At 40.8% G+C, this 18,561-nt stretch carries 25 protein-coding genes; 19 read left to right on the plus strand and 6 right to left on the minus strand.

Annotated elements, in window-relative coordinates; all coding sequences use genetic code 11:
* Nucleotides 1-6: 6 nt before the first annotated feature.
* The 5 genes from AC504W_RS20110 to AC504W_RS20130 all read left to right on the plus strand — a co-directional run bounded on the left by AC504W_RS20110 (nt 7) and on the right by AC504W_RS20130 (nt 2,385).
* Nucleotides 7-198 (plus strand): CPXCG motif-containing cysteine-rich protein, encoded by a 192-nt coding sequence (locus AC504W_RS20110; protein ID WP_015114897.1) that lies wholly within the window; start codon nt 7-9, stop codon nt 196-198.
* A 102-nt stretch (nt 199-300) separates the two neighbouring features.
* Nucleotides 301-765 (plus strand): SRPBCC family protein, encoded by a 465-nt coding sequence (locus tag AC504W_RS20115; protein ID WP_494873993.1) that lies wholly within the window; start codon nt 301-303, stop codon nt 763-765.
* Between the two features lie 168 nt (nt 766-933).
* Nucleotides 934-1,341 carry a phage holin family protein gene (locus AC504W_RS20120; protein ID WP_096579282.1) on the plus strand — a complete coding sequence of 136 codons (408 nt, stop codon included), beginning with the start codon at nt 934-936 and terminating at the stop codon, nt 1,339-1,341.
* A 120-nt stretch (nt 1,342-1,461) separates the two neighbouring features.
* Entirely contained in the window at nt 1,462-1,647 is a 186-nt protein-coding gene (locus AC504W_RS20125) for a YqaE/Pmp3 family membrane protein (protein ID WP_096579284.1), read from the plus strand.
* Between the two features lie 201 nt (nt 1,648-1,848).
* A complete protein-coding gene (locus tag AC504W_RS20130) occupies nt 1,849-2,385 on the plus strand; it encodes a Uma2 family endonuclease (RefSeq protein ID WP_494873994.1) in 537 nt (178 codons plus the stop codon).
* Between the two features lie 87 nt (nt 2,386-2,472).
* On the opposite strand, the gene AC504W_RS20135 is transcribed toward AC504W_RS20130, so the two are convergent.
* Nucleotides 2,473-3,255, minus strand: coding sequence for a histidine kinase (locus AC504W_RS20135; RefSeq protein ID WP_494873995.1), 783 nt, complete (start codon nt 3,253-3,255; stop codon nt 2,473-2,475).
* A gap of 274 nt (nt 3,256-3,529) precedes the next feature.
* Between AC504W_RS20135 and petJ the strand changes: the two genes are divergently transcribed.
* Both petJ and AC504W_RS20145 read left to right on the plus strand, forming a co-directional pair.
* Nucleotides 3,530-3,865, plus strand: a complete 336-nt coding sequence (petJ, locus tag AC504W_RS20140) for a cytochrome c6 PetJ (RefSeq protein WP_494878707.1) — start codon at nt 3,530-3,532, stop codon at nt 3,863-3,865.
* 24 nt (nt 3,866-3,889) lie between these two features.
* Nucleotides 3,890-4,909, plus strand: coding sequence for an aldo/keto reductase (locus tag AC504W_RS20145; protein ID WP_494873996.1), 1,020 nt, complete (start codon nt 3,890-3,892; stop codon nt 4,907-4,909).
* A gap of 14 nt (nt 4,910-4,923) precedes the next feature.
* Here the strand turns inward: AC504W_RS20145 and AC504W_RS20150 are convergent, their stop codons facing one another.
* A complete protein-coding gene (locus AC504W_RS20150) occupies nt 4,924-5,397 on the minus strand; it encodes a DUF4385 domain-containing protein (RefSeq protein WP_494873997.1) in 474 nt (157 codons plus the stop codon).
* Between the two features lie 83 nt (nt 5,398-5,480).
* Between AC504W_RS20150 and AC504W_RS20155 the strand changes: the two genes are divergently transcribed.
* Nucleotides 5,481-5,984 (plus strand): VOC family protein, encoded by a 504-nt coding sequence (locus AC504W_RS20155; protein WP_494873998.1) that lies wholly within the window; start codon nt 5,481-5,483, stop codon nt 5,982-5,984.
* A 2-nt stretch (nt 5,985-5,986) separates the two neighbouring features.
* On the plus strand, nt 5,987-6,265 hold the full coding sequence (locus AC504W_RS20160; RefSeq protein ID WP_494873999.1) for a hypothetical protein: 279 nt from the start codon (nt 5,987-5,989) through the stop codon (nt 6,263-6,265).
* Nucleotides 6,266-6,293: 28 nt separating this feature from the next.
* Here the strand turns inward: AC504W_RS20160 and AC504W_RS20165 are convergent, their stop codons facing one another.
* A complete protein-coding gene (locus tag AC504W_RS20165) occupies nt 6,294-7,556 on the minus strand; it encodes a tRNA nucleotidyltransferase/poly(A) polymerase-related protein (protein WP_494874000.1) in 1,263 nt (420 codons plus the stop codon).
* An 86-nt stretch (nt 7,557-7,642) separates the two neighbouring features.
* Between AC504W_RS20165 and AC504W_RS20170 the strand changes: the two genes are divergently transcribed.
* The 3 genes from AC504W_RS20170 to AC504W_RS20180 all read left to right on the plus strand — a co-directional run bounded on the left by AC504W_RS20170 (nt 7,643) and on the right by AC504W_RS20180 (nt 9,715).
* Nucleotides 7,643-7,891: a Ycf34 family protein gene (locus tag AC504W_RS20170; protein WP_015114906.1), complete on the plus strand. Its 249-nt coding sequence runs from the start codon at nt 7,643-7,645 to the stop codon at nt 7,889-7,891.
* 122 nt (nt 7,892-8,013) lie between these two features.
* On the plus strand, nt 8,014-8,664 hold the full coding sequence (tsaB, locus tag AC504W_RS20175; protein WP_494874001.1) for a tRNA (adenosine(37)-N6)-threonylcarbamoyltransferase complex dimerization subunit type 1 TsaB: 651 nt from the start codon (nt 8,014-8,016) through the stop codon (nt 8,662-8,664).
* Between the two features lie 124 nt (nt 8,665-8,788).
* Nucleotides 8,789-9,715 (plus strand): polysaccharide deacetylase family protein, encoded by a 927-nt coding sequence (locus tag AC504W_RS20180; protein ID WP_494874002.1) that lies wholly within the window; start codon nt 8,789-8,791, stop codon nt 9,713-9,715.
* A gap of 101 nt (nt 9,716-9,816) precedes the next feature.
* Here the strand turns inward: AC504W_RS20180 and AC504W_RS20185 are convergent, their stop codons facing one another.
* Together AC504W_RS20185 and AC504W_RS20190 are read right to left on the minus strand one after the other, a co-directional pair.
* On the minus strand, nt 9,817-10,995 hold the full coding sequence (locus AC504W_RS20185; protein ID WP_494874003.1) for a class I SAM-dependent methyltransferase: 1,179 nt from the start codon (nt 10,993-10,995) through the stop codon (nt 9,817-9,819).
* A gap of 87 nt (nt 10,996-11,082) precedes the next feature.
* Complete coding sequence (locus AC504W_RS20190) at nt 11,083-11,469, minus strand: DUF6335 family protein (protein ID WP_494874004.1); 387 nt, start codon at nt 11,467-11,469, stop codon at nt 11,083-11,085.
* A gap of 338 nt (nt 11,470-11,807) precedes the next feature.
* Between AC504W_RS20190 and AC504W_RS20195 the strand changes: the two genes are divergently transcribed.
* From AC504W_RS20195 to AC504W_RS20225, 7 genes are all read left to right on the plus strand, one after another.
* The gene (locus tag AC504W_RS20195) at nt 11,808-12,209 is read left to right on the plus strand and encodes a DUF2267 domain-containing protein (RefSeq protein WP_494874005.1); all 402 of its coding nucleotides are present in this window, start codon (nt 11,808-11,810) and stop codon (nt 12,207-12,209) included.
* A 54-nt stretch (nt 12,210-12,263) separates the two neighbouring features.
* Nucleotides 12,264-13,361: a DJ-1/PfpI/YhbO family deglycase/protease gene (locus AC504W_RS20200; protein WP_494874006.1), complete on the plus strand. Its 1,098-nt coding sequence runs from the start codon at nt 12,264-12,266 to the stop codon at nt 13,359-13,361.
* Nucleotides 13,362-13,493: 132 nt separating this feature from the next.
* Complete coding sequence (locus tag AC504W_RS20205; protein WP_494874007.1) at nt 13,494-14,189, plus strand: SRPBCC family protein; 696 nt, start codon at nt 13,494-13,496, stop codon at nt 14,187-14,189.
* A 70-nt stretch (nt 14,190-14,259) separates the two neighbouring features.
* A complete protein-coding gene (locus tag AC504W_RS20210) occupies nt 14,260-15,429 on the plus strand; it encodes a zinc-dependent alcohol dehydrogenase (protein WP_494874009.1) in 1,170 nt (389 codons plus the stop codon).
* A 57-nt stretch (nt 15,430-15,486) separates the two neighbouring features.
* Nucleotides 15,487-15,864 carry a hypothetical protein gene (locus AC504W_RS20215; RefSeq protein WP_494874010.1) on the plus strand — a complete coding sequence of 126 codons (378 nt, stop codon included), beginning with the start codon at nt 15,487-15,489 and terminating at the stop codon, nt 15,862-15,864.
* Between the two features lie 158 nt (nt 15,865-16,022).
* On the plus strand, nt 16,023-17,192 hold the full coding sequence (locus tag AC504W_RS20220; protein WP_494874011.1) for a zinc-dependent alcohol dehydrogenase: 1,170 nt from the start codon (nt 16,023-16,025) through the stop codon (nt 17,190-17,192).
* 15 nt (nt 17,193-17,207) lie between these two features.
* On the plus strand, nt 17,208-17,549 hold the full coding sequence (locus tag AC504W_RS20225; RefSeq protein WP_015114917.1) for a cupin domain-containing protein: 342 nt from the start codon (nt 17,208-17,210) through the stop codon (nt 17,547-17,549).
* A 146-nt stretch (nt 17,550-17,695) separates the two neighbouring features.
* On the opposite strand, the gene AC504W_RS20230 is transcribed toward AC504W_RS20225, so the two are convergent.
* Nucleotides 17,696-18,073, minus strand: a complete 378-nt coding sequence (locus AC504W_RS20230; RefSeq protein ID WP_494874012.1) for a hypothetical protein — start codon at nt 18,071-18,073, stop codon at nt 17,696-17,698.
* Between the last annotated feature and the right edge of the window lie 488 nt (nt 18,074-18,561).

An 18,561-nucleotide genomic window follows, 5' to 3' on the forward strand; every position in this document is an offset into this window, starting at 1 on the left:
AATTGAATGCAAACCACTGCTGAGTATTACTGTGCCTTTTGTGGCGAACCAAACTTAACCTTTATAGACTTGAGTGCTGGGGGACAACAATCTTATGTTGAAGATTGTCAAGTTTGCTGTAACCCCAATATTTTGTATGTGCGGATTGATGAAGATACTCTAGATATTGAAATAGATACCGAATACGACGAAGGCTGATAAAGTTTTAGATTTAGAATCGCTTTGTGTCTCTTGGGTGTATCAATACCATCTGTCGCCATCATTTTTTTCAATTGGTATGAGTTTTAGGTTTTGCTGTTCATGCTGCACTTCAACCATTCATCTGTGATTAATGCCCCAATAGAAGTAGTTTGGCAATTTCATGAAAGGCCAGATATCCTACAAATGCTAACTCCACCTTGGCAACCAGTCAAAGTAGTTCGGCGCGAAGGAGGACTGCAAGTAGGTGCTATTACAGAGTTTCGTTTGTTTCTAGGGTTAGTACCTTTAACTTGGTTAGCGCGTCACACAGAATGTGAACAATATCGCCTATTTATAGATGAACAGATATCCGGCCCCTTTGAAACCTGGATACATCGGCACGAATTTCAGCTAGAAGATGGCAAAACTAGATTAACCGATGCAATTTCTTTCTCTATGCCTGGAGGAGATGCAGTTGAATTTGTCAGTGGTTGGCTGATACAAACTCAACTAGAAGCAATGTTTCGCTACCGCCATTATGTAACAAAGCAACAATGTGAGGGCAGAGGTGGTAACTGGTGGTAAAAACAGAGATTAGCGCGAATTTCCTGCTAATAGGTTGCAGTTTCTCCCAAAATCAACCAATTGGTAGAAGCTGAATCTATCTTGCAAGAGAGGGTAAATCTTCCCGCATTGTTCATGATGGTAGAAAGACATTCAAACAAACTATCACTGATTTTTTAGGTAAAAAAAATGTTGGGAACATTTCTAATAACTCTAGCTACAGCACTAAGCTTACTAATTGTGGATTTAGTTGTGCCTGGTGTTAATATTGCTAATTTTCCCTCTGCTTTAATTGCTGCTGTCGCAATTGGCTTAATTAATAGTTCTGTGAAGCCAGTTCTCTCGACCCTATCTTTACCTTTAAACCTTGTAACTTTCGGCGCTTTTTCTCTCGTTGTTAACGGTATCTGTTTTGCACTAGCAGCATTTTTAGTTCCTGGGTTTAGCGCTCATGGCATTATCGCTTTTATTCTCGGCCCAGTGGTTCTATCTTTAGCTAACACCTTCATTGGTAACTATTTTGCTGAAAGAAACGTGGCTTTAACTGGCAATACTTCAACTCCAGGTGAATTACCTCAAGGCAATCCTCAGCAATAGTACAAGTATTATCTTTGGAAAAAGTCATACAGAATTAACATAATGCCTGCGACAGAGTTGTTAATTAAGTTAATTCTGGACAATGTGAATTAAACAATTTGAAAAAGTAACAGCAAACCTATGAAATTATTTCGTTTTCTTCTAGCCCTTGTCGTGCCTCCTTTAGGCGTTTTTCTCACAGTTGGTGTTGGCCCTACTTTAGTAATTAATATTCTGCTCACCCTGCTTGGTTGGTTGCCTGGTAGCATTCATGCACTTTGGGTAGTCGCTAAGAGAGAAGAAGCATTTAATAGCGGAACTTACTAAAAGAAGTTGCTATTTACACCAGAAACGTGGCAAGAATTCGGCACAAACCTCTCTCAATAAGGACAATTAATGAAGGGTAGATTAACATGGTCTACCCTTTTTATTACGTATTTGATTAATGTTTATATAACCGTAGTTAATTATATTGATTGCATATAAAATATAATCAGAGTCCGTGCATAATAAAGTTTGTCAAAAGATATGCCCCAGTCAGTTGCTAGGATGTCGCTGGTAGAGTTTCTGGCTCAACCTAAGATTGAGGCTTCGCCTGCGTGGGAATTAATTGATGGACGAGTTGTTCAAAAAACAATGCCAACTCTGTTTCACTCCCGACTACAACGTAATCTAGTCAATTATATTAACGATCGCACTGATAAATTTGAAGCTGTGCAGGAGCTACGTTGCATTGTACCTCCTTACTCACCAGTGCCAGATATTGCTATCATTGCTAACGCTCGCCTTGGCGATGAGGATGGGCCATTTAATGGAGCGCCAGATTGGTTAATTGAAATTCGCTCACCAGACCAAAGCACTTTAGACTTACAAAACAAGATTCTCCATTGTCTCAGTAATGGAACGCAACTAGCTTGGTTAATCGATATTACTCGTCAGCAAATATGGGTTTGGCAAGGAGATGACCTACCAATAGTCTTTGCAGGAGGAGATTTTCTCCCAAGTTTAGATATTCTCCCGGAAATTACAGTTGACGCTGTTATGAAAATGACTAGCCGAAAATAGCTGTTATATGAGTACGTTGTTAACTAAATCGCACTTACTTAGAACCCCGACTTCTTGAAGAATTCGGGGTTCTTATGATGTTGGTATCTAGTTTTTATCTGCGGGTTCCTTGTCTTTAAACAAATCAGCAGTTGCGAGGAGTAACTCGCGTAAAGTTTGTTTGAGTTGGAGTTCTTTGCGAGCTATCGCTGTACCCGCTTCTCCTAGTTTATCTTCTAACTGCGATCGCTTTTGTGATACCTGTGTCGCTAAAACTTCCGCTTGCGGACGAGCTTGGTTATACCAAGTTTTGGCATCGTTGAGATAATTTTGAATTTCTTCCGAACGTCCGCCATAGCGTGCAGCTAAATTAGCTCGAACAATAGCTAATTGTGCTTGCAATTGTGCATAACGTTTTCTTAACAAAGACACTTCATCACTATCTTTGATAGCGCTAACAGCCGAGTCAATGATGGTTTGAGTATCAGCAGGATTTTGCTTACCTGTTTCCTCAATCTCTGCTAATATCACATCTACATCTTGCTGAAGTTTTTCTTCTTCACTATCTAATTGAGTTTGCAACCTTTGGAGTTCTGACTGAGTTTGAATGATATTTGCGTGTCTTTTATGATTAACTCCTTCTAAAGCACCTTCAATTGAAGCTGTCACTTCTTCTTTAATTTCCCCACCCCTTTCTTGTAGGGTTTCAATAACAGCAGAAACCGCATCTCTTACAAGTCCCCGCAGTTCAATTGAACCTTCTTTAAACTCAGAAGCCACTTGAGTAACGGCTGATTTGACAATTTCCCGCACTCTTTCTGTTCGTAACTGACCAGTTTCTTTAACTTGCTTCAGGTCAGTTTGAATTTGCTCTTTGATATTTCTAACCATTTTCAACTCTGGGTATTTAGCTAATTTGGATAAATTAATTTAGTTTAAGTATGGTGTCACATCTAAATTTTGACGTATTCCATTGAGAATAGGCACTTCCTTTAGATAGAAAATGTGAAATTATCGGCGTTTATCTGCGAACATCGGCGGTTTCATTTACAGAGAAAATATCATGTATCACTATGTACATACTTGTGAGAAGATGAATTTTGATTTCCAGTTAAGATAAAAAATGATTAACGCCAAAGCACAAATCAAGCTTATGAGAATTAACTTGCGAAAAATCCTGGAATTAGTATGTTTAATTCTCCTGCTATCTACCACGACATTTACCTTGTCTGCTAGTGCAAGCGACACAGCTAATGGTGCAGAAATATTTAGCGTGCATTGCGCCGGCTGTCATATCAACGGTAGTAACATTATCCGACGAGGCAAGAACTTAAAAAAGCCAGCGCTGAAGAAATATAATATGGATTCTATCGAGGCAATTACAGCCATTGTCACTAATGGTAAAAGTAATATGTCTGCCTACAAAGACCGCCTCACAGAACAACAAATTCAAGATGTTGCGGCTTACGTTCTAGAACAAGCTGCAAAAGACTGGCGTTAAATCAATAATTCAAAATTCAACTATATGGTGCTACCCGCAGACAGTCGTCTTCAACTTACTCCTGATTTAAACATTTGCCGGATATTAAATGGAATGTGGCAAGTGTCTGGCGCACATGGACAGATTAATCCCAAAGCGGCAATTCAAGCGATGTTCCCGTATATAGATGCAGGTTTTACCACCTGGGATTTAGCTGACCATTATGGCCCTGCTGAAGATTTTATTGGGGAATTTCGTCGTCAACTACTTGCTATTAGAGGTCAAGAAGCTTTAGCTAACTTACAAGCTTTTACAAAATGGGTTCCTCGTCCTCGCAAAATGACAAAAAAAGTTGTTGAAGACAACATTAATATTGCTTTGCGGCGAATGAATGTTGCATCTTTAGACTTAATGCAATTCCATTGGTGGGAATATAATGATAAAAATTATCTAGATGCCCTGAAGTTTATGGCAGAATTGCAAACTGAGGGCAAAATTAAGCATTTAGCTTTAACTAACTTTGACACAAAACACCTGCAAATTATTATTAATGCCGGGATTAAAATTGTTTCTAACCAAGTGCAATTTTCGTTAGTTGACCGTCGTCCAGAAGTAGCAATGGTGCAATTTTGCCAGCAGCATGATATTAAACTATTTACTTACGGCACAGTTTGTGGTGGTTTCTTAGCAGAAAAATATTTGGGTCAGCCGGAACCGCGAAACTTTGATTTAGCCACAGCCAGCTTACGCAAATATAAAAATATGATTGATGCTTGGGGTGGTTGGCAATTATTTCAGGAATTACTTTTGACACTTAAAGAGATTGCTGATAAATATAATGTGACTATTTCCAATGTGGCAGTGCGTTATATTTTAGATAAGCCAGCTGTGGGAGGTGTGATTGTTGGTGCAAGACTGGGTGTATCAGAACATATTGAAAGTAACGCCAAGGTATTTAGTTTTAGGTTAGCTCAAGAAGATAGCGATCGCATTGAGCCAATATCTCAAAAATCTCGCGATTTATATCAGATAATTGGTGACTGTGGCGATGAATACCGCAGATAATTGATAATTTTTATCTAACAAGTTTCATACTTTTGTTTATGCTCGGCTAAAAGCTGGAGATATTTGGCATTTGTCTTGGCTTCGACCCATTTTGCTTTAAAAATAGCGGCTGATTCTGCTTTTACAGGGTCTACATCGAATGGCAATATTTCTTTTTGAGAACTTCCAGCTTTGGAAGTTTTTTTATATTTTCTGCCGTTTTTATGATTGGCGTAACGGCGAGAACGAGTATAACCCATTTGGATAAACTTTCGCGCCATATCTGCTCCGACAAAATCTTCTTGTTCGAGATAATCTAGAAAAATTGCATAGATTTTTTCACTAGACTCTCTAGCAATCTCAGGTGTTTTGAAACGCCAATAAGGGAGAATCTCTGATTTATATGGTTCTACTAAAAGTACCCCTTGTTCGCCTTTACCAATGCGATATAATTCAGGGTGCTGGCGAAAATCAATGTTTGGGAAGTCTAAAGAATAATCAAAAGCCATAATAATTTACAGTAAACTCTGTTTAAGAGTTCAACTTCTATCCTAGTAAGGAAATTTATTCTGCCCTCTTATCTAACTGCTGTATGAAAAGTATCCTTGCTCCTGGACATTTGCGAAAAGTGCATCACATTGCTCTCAACGTTAAAGATATGCAGGCTTCGCGTCACTTTTACGGTAGTGTTTTAGGCCTGCATGAATTGACAGGTAAGCAAGTACCCGCAACTTTAGTGGAACTTGTCGCTGAGGGGAAAGTTGCCAACTTTGTGACTCCCGACGGCGTAATTTTAGACTTATTTTGGACACCTGATCTCAATCCACCCCATCCAGACCCAGAACAGAGTTTTACAAGAGCCTATCATCTAGCTTTTGATATAGATCCGCGATTATTTGAGACAGCGCTGGCTGTTTTGGCAGAGAATAAGGTAGCGATCGCTCATGGCCCAGTTACTCGTCCTACAGGTAAAGGTGTGTACTTTTATGACCCCGATGGATTTGTGATTGAAATCCGTTGTGAGCCTCAAACTGAAAATAAAGTGCAGAGTAGTTCTGTAAACCTAATTTCTCCTTTCCCTTTCCTTTTTCTATAGCAATGCAGATATTTGAAGTTATCGAAGCCGCACTCACTAAACCACCCATTCCTCACGAACCATACAAACAATCTTTGAAAGCTTGGGCTATGTATTGCTTACGTGACCGAGGTTTCAAAGTTGTTTATGCTCAAAATGCTGATTTTGCCATTGAACCCAAAGGCGCAGAAAAAATCTATTTTAAAGTTACCAATCAAGCTGATGATGTGGATAGTTCCTGCGCTTGGATAGTTTGGGATAGTGTCGCCAAAATCGCCAGTTTAATTCCACCATCATCTTGATAATTTGATAAGTCTGATTCAGCAAGGTCTAATTTTCTAATATCTGCCGTGCAAACTCAATAGCAGCTTCGGCTGTAGCAATTTTACCCTCAGCTTGAGCGATCGCAATCTCAGTCAGTAGCTCACCGACAACTGGCGACGCGGGAATATTTAATGCTACCATTAGATTTTTACCACTTACTAGTTGAGTGGGATGAGCGACCAGATCATCAGGGTTAAGGTAGCGGCTGACCAAAGGTGAGTAAACCAACAAAGATTTGTCGCCGGAAATCGCCTCTACCAAAGTATCTTGTGCTACAGCCAATAAGACAATAGTAGGAAATACATTACCTGCTTCTTGGAACAAAAGATATTGTTCTCGGATGGATTTGTTACTAGATTTTAACTGCGGGAATAATTTCAGCGCAGTCATAACGGCGCGAATTTCCGCACGGCTATAGGTGAGTTCTTGTAGTTCTATTTCTGCAACTTCGGGATGAGGATGTACAAGACAAGCGAGTTTAGCAATACCTAACCAAGTTGTTTTGACAGTATCGCGCACATATTGTTGTATTTCTGTACCAAATTGCGGTGCAAGGATGGCTGCGGCTGTATCAACGGCGGCGAGTTTATCAAAGCTGGCGGTTGTGGCATTTTTAAATAAATCTGTCAGTAAACCATCTTTTCCGGCGTTGGCTAACCAAGGCGTACCTTGGGGACTGGCTAGAAGATAGCCAATTTCTGTACGGACTCGTTCTGCGGCGACTGTGGTAATGCTGGATGCTAAAGCGCGAATTGTCGCTTGGGTAGTTGGTTCAATCTTAAAACTCAGTTGGGCAGCTTGGCGATAGGCTCGCATTAACCGCAAAGGGTCATCTTTGAGGTTGGCTGGTGATACCATACGTAACAGACCTTGCTGTAAGTCAGCACAACCTTGTAATGGGTCGATGATTTCTTGGGTATGGGGATTATAGGCGATCGCATTAATTGTAAAATCCCGTCTATGCAAGTCAGTCTCTATACTATTGCCTTCTTGTTGGGCAAAATCAGCCGTAGCTTGAGGAAATACCACACGGGCAATTTTGCGTTCTGCGTCCAGTAAGACAAAACCAGCTTGATAATGTTTAGCGATCGCTCTTGCTACCTTCACCGCATCTGATGGTATCACAAAGTCAAGATCCCAATATTCACGAGTTCTGCCCAAGATAGCATCACGCACCGCACCACCCACCATATAAGCTGGTTGTGGCAACCATTCCAAGCTAAAAGGCCAATTTGACGGCGCGAGAATAGAATAAACAGAACTGTGCATTGTAATAAAAATCAACCCCGCAACTAGTGAACAAAACCTTCGCTTACGTTAGATTAGCAATAAAGCTTCCTGGAGGTGGTTATATTATGTGTATTTGCGTAAACTGCCACTACGTAGACCGTTGTGTAACCTATCATGCCGTAGAAACCCAACACCAACAGCCTCATTTAACAGAGAACCCAACTTTTGACCCCAATGAACCTTCTATCAATGTCAACATCCGCACCAAAGAAGATTTCATTGAAATGGAATGGGACGTTGTTGGTTGTCTTAGCTTTAAGCAAGAAACAGGAAAATGGTCGAAATTGCGTCCAGGTGAACTAGTACCGACGTGATGGCTATGATAGGTAAATTTCCAGCGGCTACTGCTATCTATTGCAGTAGTCGTATATTTTTATGATTTTATGCTTGAATAAATATCACGCCAACTCTAGAAAAATTTATATAATTACTCACTTTGACAACGGAATTAACAACTCTACCTACCCAAAAATATGCTTTATCACTGCACACCACTACGCCAGAATTAGGCTTGGCTATTAGTAACTTTGCTGATGAAACTCGCGCAAATGTTTGGAATTTAGGGCGTGATTTATCCAGTTATGTGCATCAATATTTAATTGATTTTATCCAACCCCAAACTTGGGCAGATTTAGCATTTATTGCCGTTGCGAAAGGGCCAGGTGGTTTTACAGGAACTCGTATTGGTGTAGTCCTCGCCCGCACTTTAGGACAACAATTAAATATCCCTGTGTTTGCTATTTCTACTTTAGCGGCGGTAGCTTGGTCACACAAAAATGATTACGAAAAATTAATTGCTACAGAAATGCCAGCACAAAGAGGTAAAGTATTTGGTGCTATTTATCAAGTTAATGCAGCTACTTCTGAAATCACAGCTTTATTTCCTGATACATTGCTCACACCAGAAGCTTGGCAAGAAACTTTAGCTAATTGTCATACTGAGTATCAGCTAATTCAAGCACAATCTGGGTTAGCCGCAACTGTAACCAGTATTTTGGAACTTTCTTCTCTAGAATGGCGACAAGGAAAACGACCTGATTGGTCAGAGGCTGTACCTTATTATGGGCAACATCCAGTGGAAATGTAAAACTTAGCAGCATTTCTCCACATTATAGTTATACTGCTGTCATCACCATGCAAAGTTTGTAAGATATAACTAAAACATTATAAATAGAAATGCACTTAATCAATATTAATTGAGGAGTATTAATGTGTTTAGCAAGAAAGCATTCCAATTTTTAACAGCAGCAACAATCACACTAGTTGCTACTGCTGGTAGCTTAAGTTTGGCAGGATTTCTGAACAAGGACTATCTTAACAATCCTTTATTATTTTCACAATTAATAGGTAAGAAATCATCCAATGGCTTGAATGGGTCAACATCAGTCAAAGCCCAAGATATTGCTTTAAATACAAAGAAAGAAGCTATACCAAAAGAATTTCAAGGACAAACTATTTATGAAGCAAAACTACCAATAAAAGATAAATTTATTGCGCTGACATTCGATGACGGCCCCGGCCCAAAAAATACAACACAAGTACTAGAAATTTTAAAGAAAAATCATATCAAAGCTACGTTTTTCCTAGTGGGGGAAATGGTTAGCTTTCATCCGCAAATTGTGAAACAAATTGCGGATGAAGGTCATGTGTTGGGAAACCACACATGGCATCATTGGTATCGGCGGATGGATGTAGATACAGCTGCTAGTGAAATTAATCGTACAGCGGACATCATCTATAAACTGACAGGGGTAAAAACTACACTATTTCGTCCCCCCGGAGGCTTTTTACACAATGGTTTAGTTGATTACGCCAAAAGTCAAAAGTATGCGGTCATGATGTGGTCAGATGAATCAGGAGATTCCCAACGTCGGGGAGTGGCTACAACCCTAATTAAAAATGTCGAAAAAAGTGTCAAACCTGGTGGAATTGTATTGATGCACGATGGCGGCGGTAATCGTTCTCGAACTGTTAAAGCATTACCGCAAATTATTGCAGATTTAACAGCCAAAGGGTATAAGTTTGTCACCATACCCGAATTACTGGCAATGCAAACTCAAGCTAAAGATGTGGTGACGGCAGAATCATCTATAGTTACTAAAGATGAGCATCCCAATCATCAATTACATAATCAATGAGGCGGAAGTTAAACGCAAAGGAATATGGAGGATAACGCAGAGGTACGCAAAGAATACTCGGCGATACTCTGCGTTTCAATTGGCGATACTCTGCGTTTCAATTAAGGTGACAACATTACTAACTGTTGCTGAATCAACTTTTTCACTCCATCCAAGTTGAACTGCACGTTTGCCAAAATTTCCCGTACTGTCTCTTGTCCATCACAAGCTTGCATAAATTCAAATTCTGCTTTTGACAAATTGACTATTTGGTAGTCGTAATTAAAAATACATTGGCTCGGAAAGCCATCAATACAAGGGTTTAATTCGGGAATTGCGGCTAAAAGAGTGTCATCATTTGACCAGTCAATTTTGATGATAGGGGGACGACCAAGAAAAAATTCGTAATGGGTAACTTCTGGGTCGAGTAATTCTATTAAACGATATAACTGGCGCTGATTGAGATTTTCTGCTCGTTCAATTAACTCCGGTGCTTTACCCAAAAGTCTATCTAACTGCCAAAAACCAGGATTTGAGAAGCCAATAAATTCTAAACCAGACGCATCAATTAATTCAAATAATGTCTCAACGTTGTAATCAACTTCTTGGGGATGAATGTACATATCCGCGAAGCATTCATCTCGCTGATTTTCCATTGCCCAGCGTTGTTTTTCGTATTTGACAATTCTATTGTTTTCTGGTAGAGAGGAAAATATTTTTCGTCCAACTTGCACACCATCACGGTAGTCGCCGCGTTGTTCACCTTGGAGAAGGGCGATCGCTTTTTGCATGAGTTGAATTTCCCAACGTCCCAACTCACCATACACAAATATGTGCATGAAACCACCTGGGGCTAATTTTTTGGCTAAAGCTTGAATACCCCGAATTGGGTCAGGGAGGTGATGCAATACCCCAACGCAATTAATCAAATCAAATTCCCCTGGTAACTGTTCCACATCGTAGATGCTGAGATGATGAAACTCAACACGGTTTGCACCAGAACGCTGACAACGTTCTTGCGCTACAGCCAAAGCACCTGCACTCAAATCAATACCAACTACAGAAGCTTGGGGGTTGAGGTGAACCAAGTATTCTGTACCTACACCAGTACCGCAGCCAGCATCTAAAATGCGAATATCTTGCTTTTGGGGTTTTTGACCTGTGCAGAAGTTATAAGCTGCTAACCAATTCCAGCGCCAGTTATAGCCTGGGGGTGGTTCATCTAGCAAGGGTTCTGGAGGAAAGGGATAAGTATTGTAGAGTTTGGCAACAGCAGCACTAACGCTTTGGGAATCTGACATGATCAACAACATCGCAGCATTTCTGAGTTTACCGAAATGCTGGACATTTGTGGTAAGAGTTTTTGAGCGCAGAGGGGCGCGGAGTGGTTATTCGCGTTCTTGGTAGTCTTCTGAGGATTTTGGATCTAGTTCCCAACGGCGATCATCGCGTTGTTCAAGAATATCGTTGGTGCGAAGGAAAGCGCGATCGTCCATTTCTAAGCCGACTGCTGCTTCTATTTCTTCGGTGACATCTTGTTCAGGGACAGCAACAGTACCACCAACAGCTTCATCACCTACAGTCTCTTGCCAATAAGTGTAACTGTCATCAGTGGCCACTTCAGGGCTATCGGGATATTCTGGGCTGTTTGGGTCAAGCGATCGCTCACCAATATTGTATCCTGGCAAGTCTTTCACTCCAGTGCCGTAAGATTCAGTAATTTCTTGCGGTAAATCTTCAGAATTAATTTCAGGATGATGATTTTTTTCTGCCATAATATTTCCCTTTTCTGCATCTTTACAATAACGTTTTTGTTGGCAAAATTTGTCTCACTTCAGATGTACAACTTTAGAAATAAAAAAATCTATCCCCTTAGAACGAAGTTAAGGTAGTTTTTACAGCCTAATCTTGTAAGTGTAAATTCAAGGTCAAGCCACTTGTAGTTGAATCTGTTAGTTATGAGTTAGAAGTTATCAACTCACACAACAAAATCCCCCAATTCTTACTTTTTAACTCATAACTTTTTTTGGGTAAGAAATCATTATTTATATTTTTATTACTGAAACTTCTCATACCCATACAAGTATTGAGTTTTCTTCAGCGGAGGTGGAAAGTGGAATATCAAGAGTTTATTACCCATGTCCAAAGCCTATCTCAATCCACTTCTCTTGAGGAGGCGGAAGTTGCAACTCGCGCGACATTAGCAACTATCAAAGAACGTATTGCAGACAGTGACATTCAAGATTTAGCTGCACAACTTCCACAAGAATTAAGTCATTATTTACAAGACCAAACACCAGCCAGTAGCCAAACCTTTAATCTTCAAGAGTTTATTCACCGTGTTAGTCAAAAAGAAAATATAGCTCCCACTACTACAGCAATTCATGTCCGAGCAGTTTTTGCTGTGTTGCAAAATGCCATGAAACCAGAAACTTTCTCTAGGTTTCAAGCCCATTTTACTCACGATTACGAAGAACTTTTTGCTGCACCACCAACTAGCGAAGTAACTGCTTAATTCAGCAATATTAATTGTAAAAAATCCACCATATTAATCACAATAGGTAAATCCATGTCATATCAAAACAATCATTCTGGGAAGAAAAAAGTTGCAATTCTGATTGAAAATGATGTTGAAGATGCAGAATTTACTATTACTTGTAATGGGTTGAAACAAGCGGGGATGGATGTAGTTGTCCTCGGTTCAAGGATGAACGAAAAATACAAAGGTAAACGCGGTAGAGTTTCCGTTCAACCTGATGGTACAACCACAGAAGCGATCGCTTCTGAATTTGATGCAGTTGTGATTCCTGGTGGTATGGCTCCTGATAAAATGCGGCGCAACCCCAATACAGTGCGCTTTGTGCAAGAAGCTATGCAGCAAGGAAAACTCGTCGCCGCAGTTTGTCACGGGCCACAATTATTAATTGAAGGCGATTTGCTCAGGGACAGGCGCGCCACTGGTTTTGTGGCTATCCGCCGCGACATGATCAATGCAGGTGCAAATTATCAAGACGAAGCACTGGTAGTTGATGGTAATTTAATTACTTCCCGCGAACCTGGAGACTTAGGTATTTTTACCACAGCTATTCTCAGTCGTTTGGGTTATGGCGGTAAAGATGTAGCACTTCCAGAAGAGACAGACACTAATGCTGAATGGTGGAAAATTGCTGATGCTTGGGGTGGTTCCACAAAAGGTGAAATTGCTAAAGGGTTAAATACTGCTTTGAGTGGTGAGCGTTATTCTCTAGAAGCTTTAGAAAAGTATTACGAAAAAGAGTCTAATACTCAAGCGAAAGTTATTTTTCAAGAGATGATGGCTAAGAAACAACGCCACATTGAAATATTAGAAACCCACCTCAACAGATTAGGTGAAAAACCTTCTTTGGCTGCGAATATTGCCAATCAATATGCAAAGGTCAAAACTGCCATGTCTGGTAGTGATGATATTTATCAAATGCGTTGCGCTTTAGGCGATTTGCAAACAGGTATCGGCGACATTGGTAATTTGTCCGCCATGTTTACTGATCCAGTAGCAACGGCGATTTTCAAAGAAATTTACCGCGATTTGTTGAAGGACGAACAACGCTTAGTAGAGCTATACCGGACGCTGCAAAGTGCGGGAGTGCAATCTCCTAAACCCACGACAGGTGCGGCTGCTTCTATGTAATTCGTAGTTTGTAATTCGTAATTAATAAATGTAGAGAATCTAATTACGAATTCAAAATCCGTCTTGAAAAGTTTGCTCAACGCGGGGAACCCGCGCACGCAACTTTCCGCAAAATCTAAAATCTAAAATTGTATGACTTCTACAGGCGATCGCACAACTAAAAATCCCACAGAAGCTAATGAGATGGAACGCTGGGCTTCTCTCATTGGCGGTGGGGCTATGGTACTCACAGGTTTAAGCCAACGCTCTTTAAAAGGTGTGTTAACTGCACTGGCTGGCGGTGGTTTAGTTTACCAAGGTTTAACGAAGCAAAGCACAATTCAGCAAGCACAGGATGCTATTGGCATTAATAAACCAATCAAAGTTGAAAAGACGGTAACTATTAATAAACCAGCCGATGAACTTTACCGTTTTTGGCACAACTTTGAGCAGTTACCCACTTTTATGAAGCATCTCCAATCAGTCAAGGTGTACGATGCAAAACGTTCTCATTGGGTGGCGAGTGCGCCTTTGGGTAATAACGTCGCATGGGACGCAGAGATTCTGGAAGATAGAGAAAACGAGTTTATCTCGTGGGCTTCGGTAGAAGGCGCAGAGATAGATAATTCTGGCTTTGTCCGCTTTAAAAAAGCCCCAGGCGATCGCGGTACAGAAGTCAAAGTAGTTTTAGAATACAACATTCCTGGCGGCGGATTAAGTGCGGCTCTTGCCAAACTTTTTGGCGAAGAACCAGAACAACAAATTGGTGATGACTTGCGCCGCTTCAAAATGCTCATGGAAGCAGGAGAAATCGCCACAACCGAAGGACAGCCAACAGGAAGTAGGTAGAAGAAGAGGCAGGGGGGCAGGGAGCAGGGGGCAGAGGAAGAGAGTTACTAATGACTATGGACTAATATTTATGAAAGCAGTCTGTTGGCAAGGTGCTAATGAAGTTCGGGTGGAATCAGTGCCAGACCCGACGATTCTTAATCCCCGTGATGCGATTATTAAAATTACTTCCACAGCTATCTGTGGTTCGGATTTACATATATATGGCGGCTATATCCCCACAGTCCAAAAAGGTGACATTATCGGTCACGAATTTATGGGAGAGGTCGTCGAGGTTGGTAGGGGAGTTAATAATTTAAAAATAGGCGATCGCGTTGTTGTTCCTTCTACAATTGGTTGTGGTAACTGTGCTTATTGCCAGCGTGATATGTGGTCGTTGTGCGATAATTCCAACCCTAACAGTTGGTTAGAAGAAAAATTATTTGGCAATGTCACCTCAGCAATTTATGGCTATTCTCACCTCTTAGGTGGCTATGCAGGCGCACAAGCTGAATATATCCGCGTACCTTTTGCTGATGTGGGTGTTGTGAAAGTTCCGTCAGATATACCTGATGAGAAACTTTTGTTCATCTCCGACGCTATTCCGACTGGCTACATGGGTGCAGAACTCTGTGATATTCAGCCAGGGGATACGGTAGCCGTTTGGGGAAGTGGTGCAGTTGGACTGTTCGCCATGATTAGCGCCTACATGATGGGTGCAGAAAAAGTAATTGCGATCGACCGCTTCCCCGAACGGTTAGAAATGGCGAAAAAATATGCCAAAGCCGAAGTAATTAACTACGAAGAAGTTAATACTGGTGAAGCATTAAAAGAAATGACTGGCGGACGCGGCCCTGATGCTTGCATTGATGCAGTCGGTTTAGAAGCACACGGTGTTGGTTTAGAAGACTTCTACGACCAGACAAAACAAAAGCTCAGGTTAGAAACTGACCGTCCCCACGTATTACGAGAAATGATGGTGGCCTGTCGTAAAGGCGGCACTCTGGCAATTATGGGTGTTTATGGCGGATTTGTAGACAAAATACCCTTGGGTGCAGCTTTTAACAAAGGTCTAACCTTCAGAATGGGGCAAATGCACGGACAAAAATATATGCACTTGTTACTCCAGCAAATCTTGGACGGTAAACTCGATCCTTCTTTTGTGGTAACTCATCAACTACCGCTAGAAGAAGCTGCTCACGGTTATCACATTTTTCAACAGAAAAAAGACAACTGTGTCAAAGTCGTCCTCAAACCATGAATTGGCTAATTGCCATTCAGTTGTACACACAAATAAATAAAACAAATGAGGTTATTTATGAAGCCAGTGATTTCTAGCTTACGCAAAATTATGGTTGTTTTCTTAGTAGGATTTATGTTCTTACTAGGTCAAGCTTTTAGCTTTGTGAACGTAGCACAAGCTGATGTCACAACTCCAGAGGGTATTTATTATAAAGGCGCGCCCGAAGGTCAGTACGATCAAAATAAAGGCATTCAAAACGATAATCAAGTAAGAAATGCTCAGTCTAAACTCAAAGGTGCTGCTGATAATATCCGCGAAAAACTCAACTTAGATGAAGATACTCCCAGAGCTACAAAAGAGTTTTTCAACGATGCAAAAAATAGAGTAGGCGAAGCAGCTGATTATACAACCAAGACCAAAGAAGGCTATTACAGAACTCCTTCTAGTAGATAAACTGTAGAGTCTAGCCTTGTAGAGTGTGTTAGGCGCTGGATATGATCTATCACCAAAAAGATAACCAAAGCGCCTAACGCACCATTTTATGTATTACTAGCTATTTTGTTATTTGTTTAAACAAATAACAAAGGACAAATGACAAAGGACTAAAAATTATGAAAGCAGTTTGCTGGCACGGAGCAAACGACGTACGGGTAGAAACGGTTCCAGATCCGAAAATTCTTAACCCTCGTGATGCCATTATTAAAATTACTTCCACAGCAATTTGTGGCTCAGATTTACATATTTATGATGGTTATATTCCCACCATGCAAAAAGGCGATATCCTTGGGCATGAATTCATGGGGGAAGTTGTAGAATTAGGTAGTGAAGTTAAGAATGTCAAAATAGGCGATCGCGTCGTCGTTCCCTTCACAATATCCTGCGGTAACTGTTTTTTCTGCCAGCGTGATTTATGGTCACTCTGTGATAACTCCAACCCAAATGCTTGGATGGTAGAACTGCAAATGGGTCACTCACCAGCAGGCTTATTTGGTTACTCTCATTTATTTGGTGGTTACGCTGGTGGACAAGCTGAGTATGCACGCGTACCCTTTGCAGATGTTGGTTTATTCAAAATTCCTAACCATTTTACCGACGAACAAGTTCTATTTTTAACTGACATTTTCCCGACTGGTTACATGGCCGCAGAAAACTGCAACATCAAACCCGGTGACGTTGTGGCTATTTGGGGTTGCGGCCCAGTGGGACAATTTGCCATTAAAAGTGCATTTCTCCTTGGTGCAGAAAGAGTCATTGCCATAGACCGAATTCCCGAACGCCTGCAAATGGCCAAAGAACAAGGCAAAGCCGAAATCCTCAACTATGAAGAAATAGATGTCGGGGAAGCACTTAAAGAAATGACAGGCGGTCGTGGCCCCGATGCTTGCATTGATGCCGTAGGTATGGAAGCACACGGGACAGATGCAATGGCTATCTACGACAAAGTAAAACAAGCAGTTCGTCTAGAAACAGACCGTCCAACAGCATTACGCCAAGTAATTCTCTCTGCGGGAAAAGGTGGTCATGTCTCAATTGCCGGAGTATATGGTGGCTTCCTCGATAAAATTCCGATGGGTTCGGCAATGAACAAAGGCCTCACCTTCAAAATGGGACAAACCCACGTTCATAGATACTTAAAACCCTTACTAAATCACATTGAAAATGGTGATCTTGACCCTTCATTTGTCATCACTCACAAACTACCTTTAGACCAAGCACCCCACGGCTACCAAATTTTTAAAGAGAAAAAAGATAACTGTATCAAAGTTGTTCTCAAACCGTAAGGTAGGTAATTAAATATGACTGACACAAGCGTTAAAAAAGTCGATTCTAGCCATTCACCCAAAGGTCAAGATGGTCAGAAATATCTAGCTTCTGGCAAATCCCTATCGATGCGCCTTTGGGAAAATGAACAACCAGGAAAAGATAAACAACCAACTGCACGAGACTATGAAACCGTTGGTTATGTAATTAATGGTCGTGCAGAGTTGCATATTGAAGGGCAAATGGTTTTGCTAGAACCTGGTAGTTCTTGGGTTGTCCCCAAAGGTTCACAACATACATACAAAATCCTAGAACCCTTCACCGCCGTAGAAGCAACCAGTCCACCAGCCCAAGTTCATGGACGCGATGAAAATTAAACTTTCATAGTTCACCTAACTTCGATGCCAATTCTCTTGAGAGTGCGTTTAGTTTTCACTAACGCACTTTTTTTTAATTTCGCATATAGCATAAAAACTCCGCGTTACTTTGCGCTTTTCTTGGTGTTACTCTGCGTTTAATAATATTATTGCTGAGTGTTTGGTAGGGCAGATTTTAACCGAGTAACTGTGCTTCTACGAATGCGATCGCTTTTTCGCACACCACCAGCCATTTCATATTCGTTGCTGTCGTTACCATACTTAAACGCAACTCCCAGCAGCATTTTTTCACAAAGGGTGCTTAAGTTTTTTTCTAGCCGTTCAATCTCCGTTCTCGAAGCATCCAGCACAGCTAAAGCCGTGTTGTGAGTATCAATTTTAGCAGTTAACTGATCCATTTGTTGCTGCATATATTCCAGACTATTATTATCACCAAAATCAATGTTTGGATCAATTGCTTTTAGTCCAGAAGCTCGAAGTTGAGCTTTTGCAAGTATGCGAGATGTGCGTTTTGCACGCGGCATAGATGTACTCCTGTAATGATGATAGTGTTAGCTTGTCTCAAATTAGCTGTAATCTGGCTCAGGAAAAATCACAAAAATTAGTATTTTCTAGAACAATCAGCTTAAGTATTATTATGTAATGATGTAGGCGTTATTGATGAATGAGGTAGGATTAATAAGAAACCTTACGTCGTTAGTGGCAAATAAGTTAAGGTTCTTTATGGATGAGGTAGGGTTAATAAGGAACCTTACGTCGTTAGTGGCAAATGAGTTAAGGTTTTTTATGAATGAGGTAGGGTTAATAAGAAACCTTACGTCATTAGTGGCAAATGAGTTAAGGTTCTTTATGGATGAGGTAGGGTTAGTAGCGCATTGTTGTAGTGGGCTGGGCGATCGCACATCAGTAAACAATAAAATATAACTGTTAAAATCAGTATGATGGTGTAAATGTGCAGCAAACACCCCGTAAAAGACAAATGCCAGCCATTATTAAATGAGAGTTTAGATAA

It is taken from the genome of Nostoc sp. C96 (assembly GCF_059384975.1).

Coding starts and splice junctions, on each gene's coding strand:
- AC504W_RS20185 (WP_494874003.1), bottom strand. CDS start 10,995: ATGTCAGATTCCCAAAGCGTTAGTGCTGCTGTTGCCAAACTCTACAAT.
- AC504W_RS20160 (WP_494873999.1), top strand. CDS start 5,987: ATGCAGATATTTGAAGTTATCGAAGCCGCACTCACTAAACCACCCATT.
- AC504W_RS20225 (WP_015114917.1), top strand. CDS start 17,208: ATGACTGACACAAGCGTTAAAAAAGTCGATTCTAGCCATTCACCCAAA.
- AC504W_RS20125 (WP_096579284.1), top strand. CDS start 1,462: ATGAAATTATTTCGTTTTCTTCTAGCCCTTGTCGTGCCTCCTTTAGGC.
- AC504W_RS20135 (WP_494873995.1), bottom strand. CDS start 3,255: ATGGTTAGAAATATCAAAGAGCAAATTCAAACTGACCTGAAGCAAGTT.
- AC504W_RS20130 (WP_494873994.1), top strand. CDS start 1,849: ATGCCCCAGTCAGTTGCTAGGATGTCGCTGGTAGAGTTTCTGGCTCAA.
- AC504W_RS20150 (WP_494873997.1), bottom strand. CDS start 5,397: ATGGCTTTTGATTATTCTTTAGACTTCCCAAACATTGATTTTCGCCAG.
- AC504W_RS20205 (WP_494874007.1), top strand. CDS start 13,494: ATGACTTCTACAGGCGATCGCACAACTAAAAATCCCACAGAAGCTAAT.
- AC504W_RS20215 (WP_494874010.1), top strand. CDS start 15,487: ATGAAGCCAGTGATTTCTAGCTTACGCAAAATTATGGTTGTTTTCTTA.
- AC504W_RS20120 (WP_096579282.1), top strand. CDS start 934: ATGTTGGGAACATTTCTAATAACTCTAGCTACAGCACTAAGCTTACTA.
- AC504W_RS20170 (WP_015114906.1), top strand. CDS start 7,643: ATGTGTATTTGCGTAAACTGCCACTACGTAGACCGTTGTGTAACCTAT.
- AC504W_RS20165 (WP_494874000.1), bottom strand. CDS start 7,556: ATGCACAGTTCTGTTTATTCTATTCTCGCGCCGTCAAATTGGCCTTTT.
- AC504W_RS20210 (WP_494874009.1), top strand. CDS start 14,260: ATGAAAGCAGTCTGTTGGCAAGGTGCTAATGAAGTTCGGGTGGAATCA.
- AC504W_RS20115 (WP_494873993.1), top strand. CDS start 301: ATGCTGCACTTCAACCATTCATCTGTGATTAATGCCCCAATAGAAGTA.
- AC504W_RS20110 (WP_015114897.1), top strand. CDS start 7: ATGCAAACCACTGCTGAGTATTACTGTGCCTTTTGTGGCGAACCAAAC.
- AC504W_RS20145 (WP_494873996.1), top strand. CDS start 3,890: ATGGTGCTACCCGCAGACAGTCGTCTTCAACTTACTCCTGATTTAAAC.
- AC504W_RS20230 (WP_494874012.1), bottom strand. CDS start 18,073: ATGCCGCGTGCAAAACGCACATCTCGCATACTTGCAAAAGCTCAACTT.
- AC504W_RS20155 (WP_494873998.1), top strand. CDS start 5,481: ATGAAAAGTATCCTTGCTCCTGGACATTTGCGAAAAGTGCATCACATT.
- AC504W_RS20220 (WP_494874011.1), top strand. CDS start 16,023: ATGAAAGCAGTTTGCTGGCACGGAGCAAACGACGTACGGGTAGAAACG.
- AC504W_RS20190 (WP_494874004.1), bottom strand. CDS start 11,469: ATGGCAGAAAAAAATCATCATCCTGAAATTAATTCTGAAGATTTACCG.
- AC504W_RS20200 (WP_494874006.1), top strand. CDS start 12,264: ATGTCATATCAAAACAATCATTCTGGGAAGAAAAAAGTTGCAATTCTG.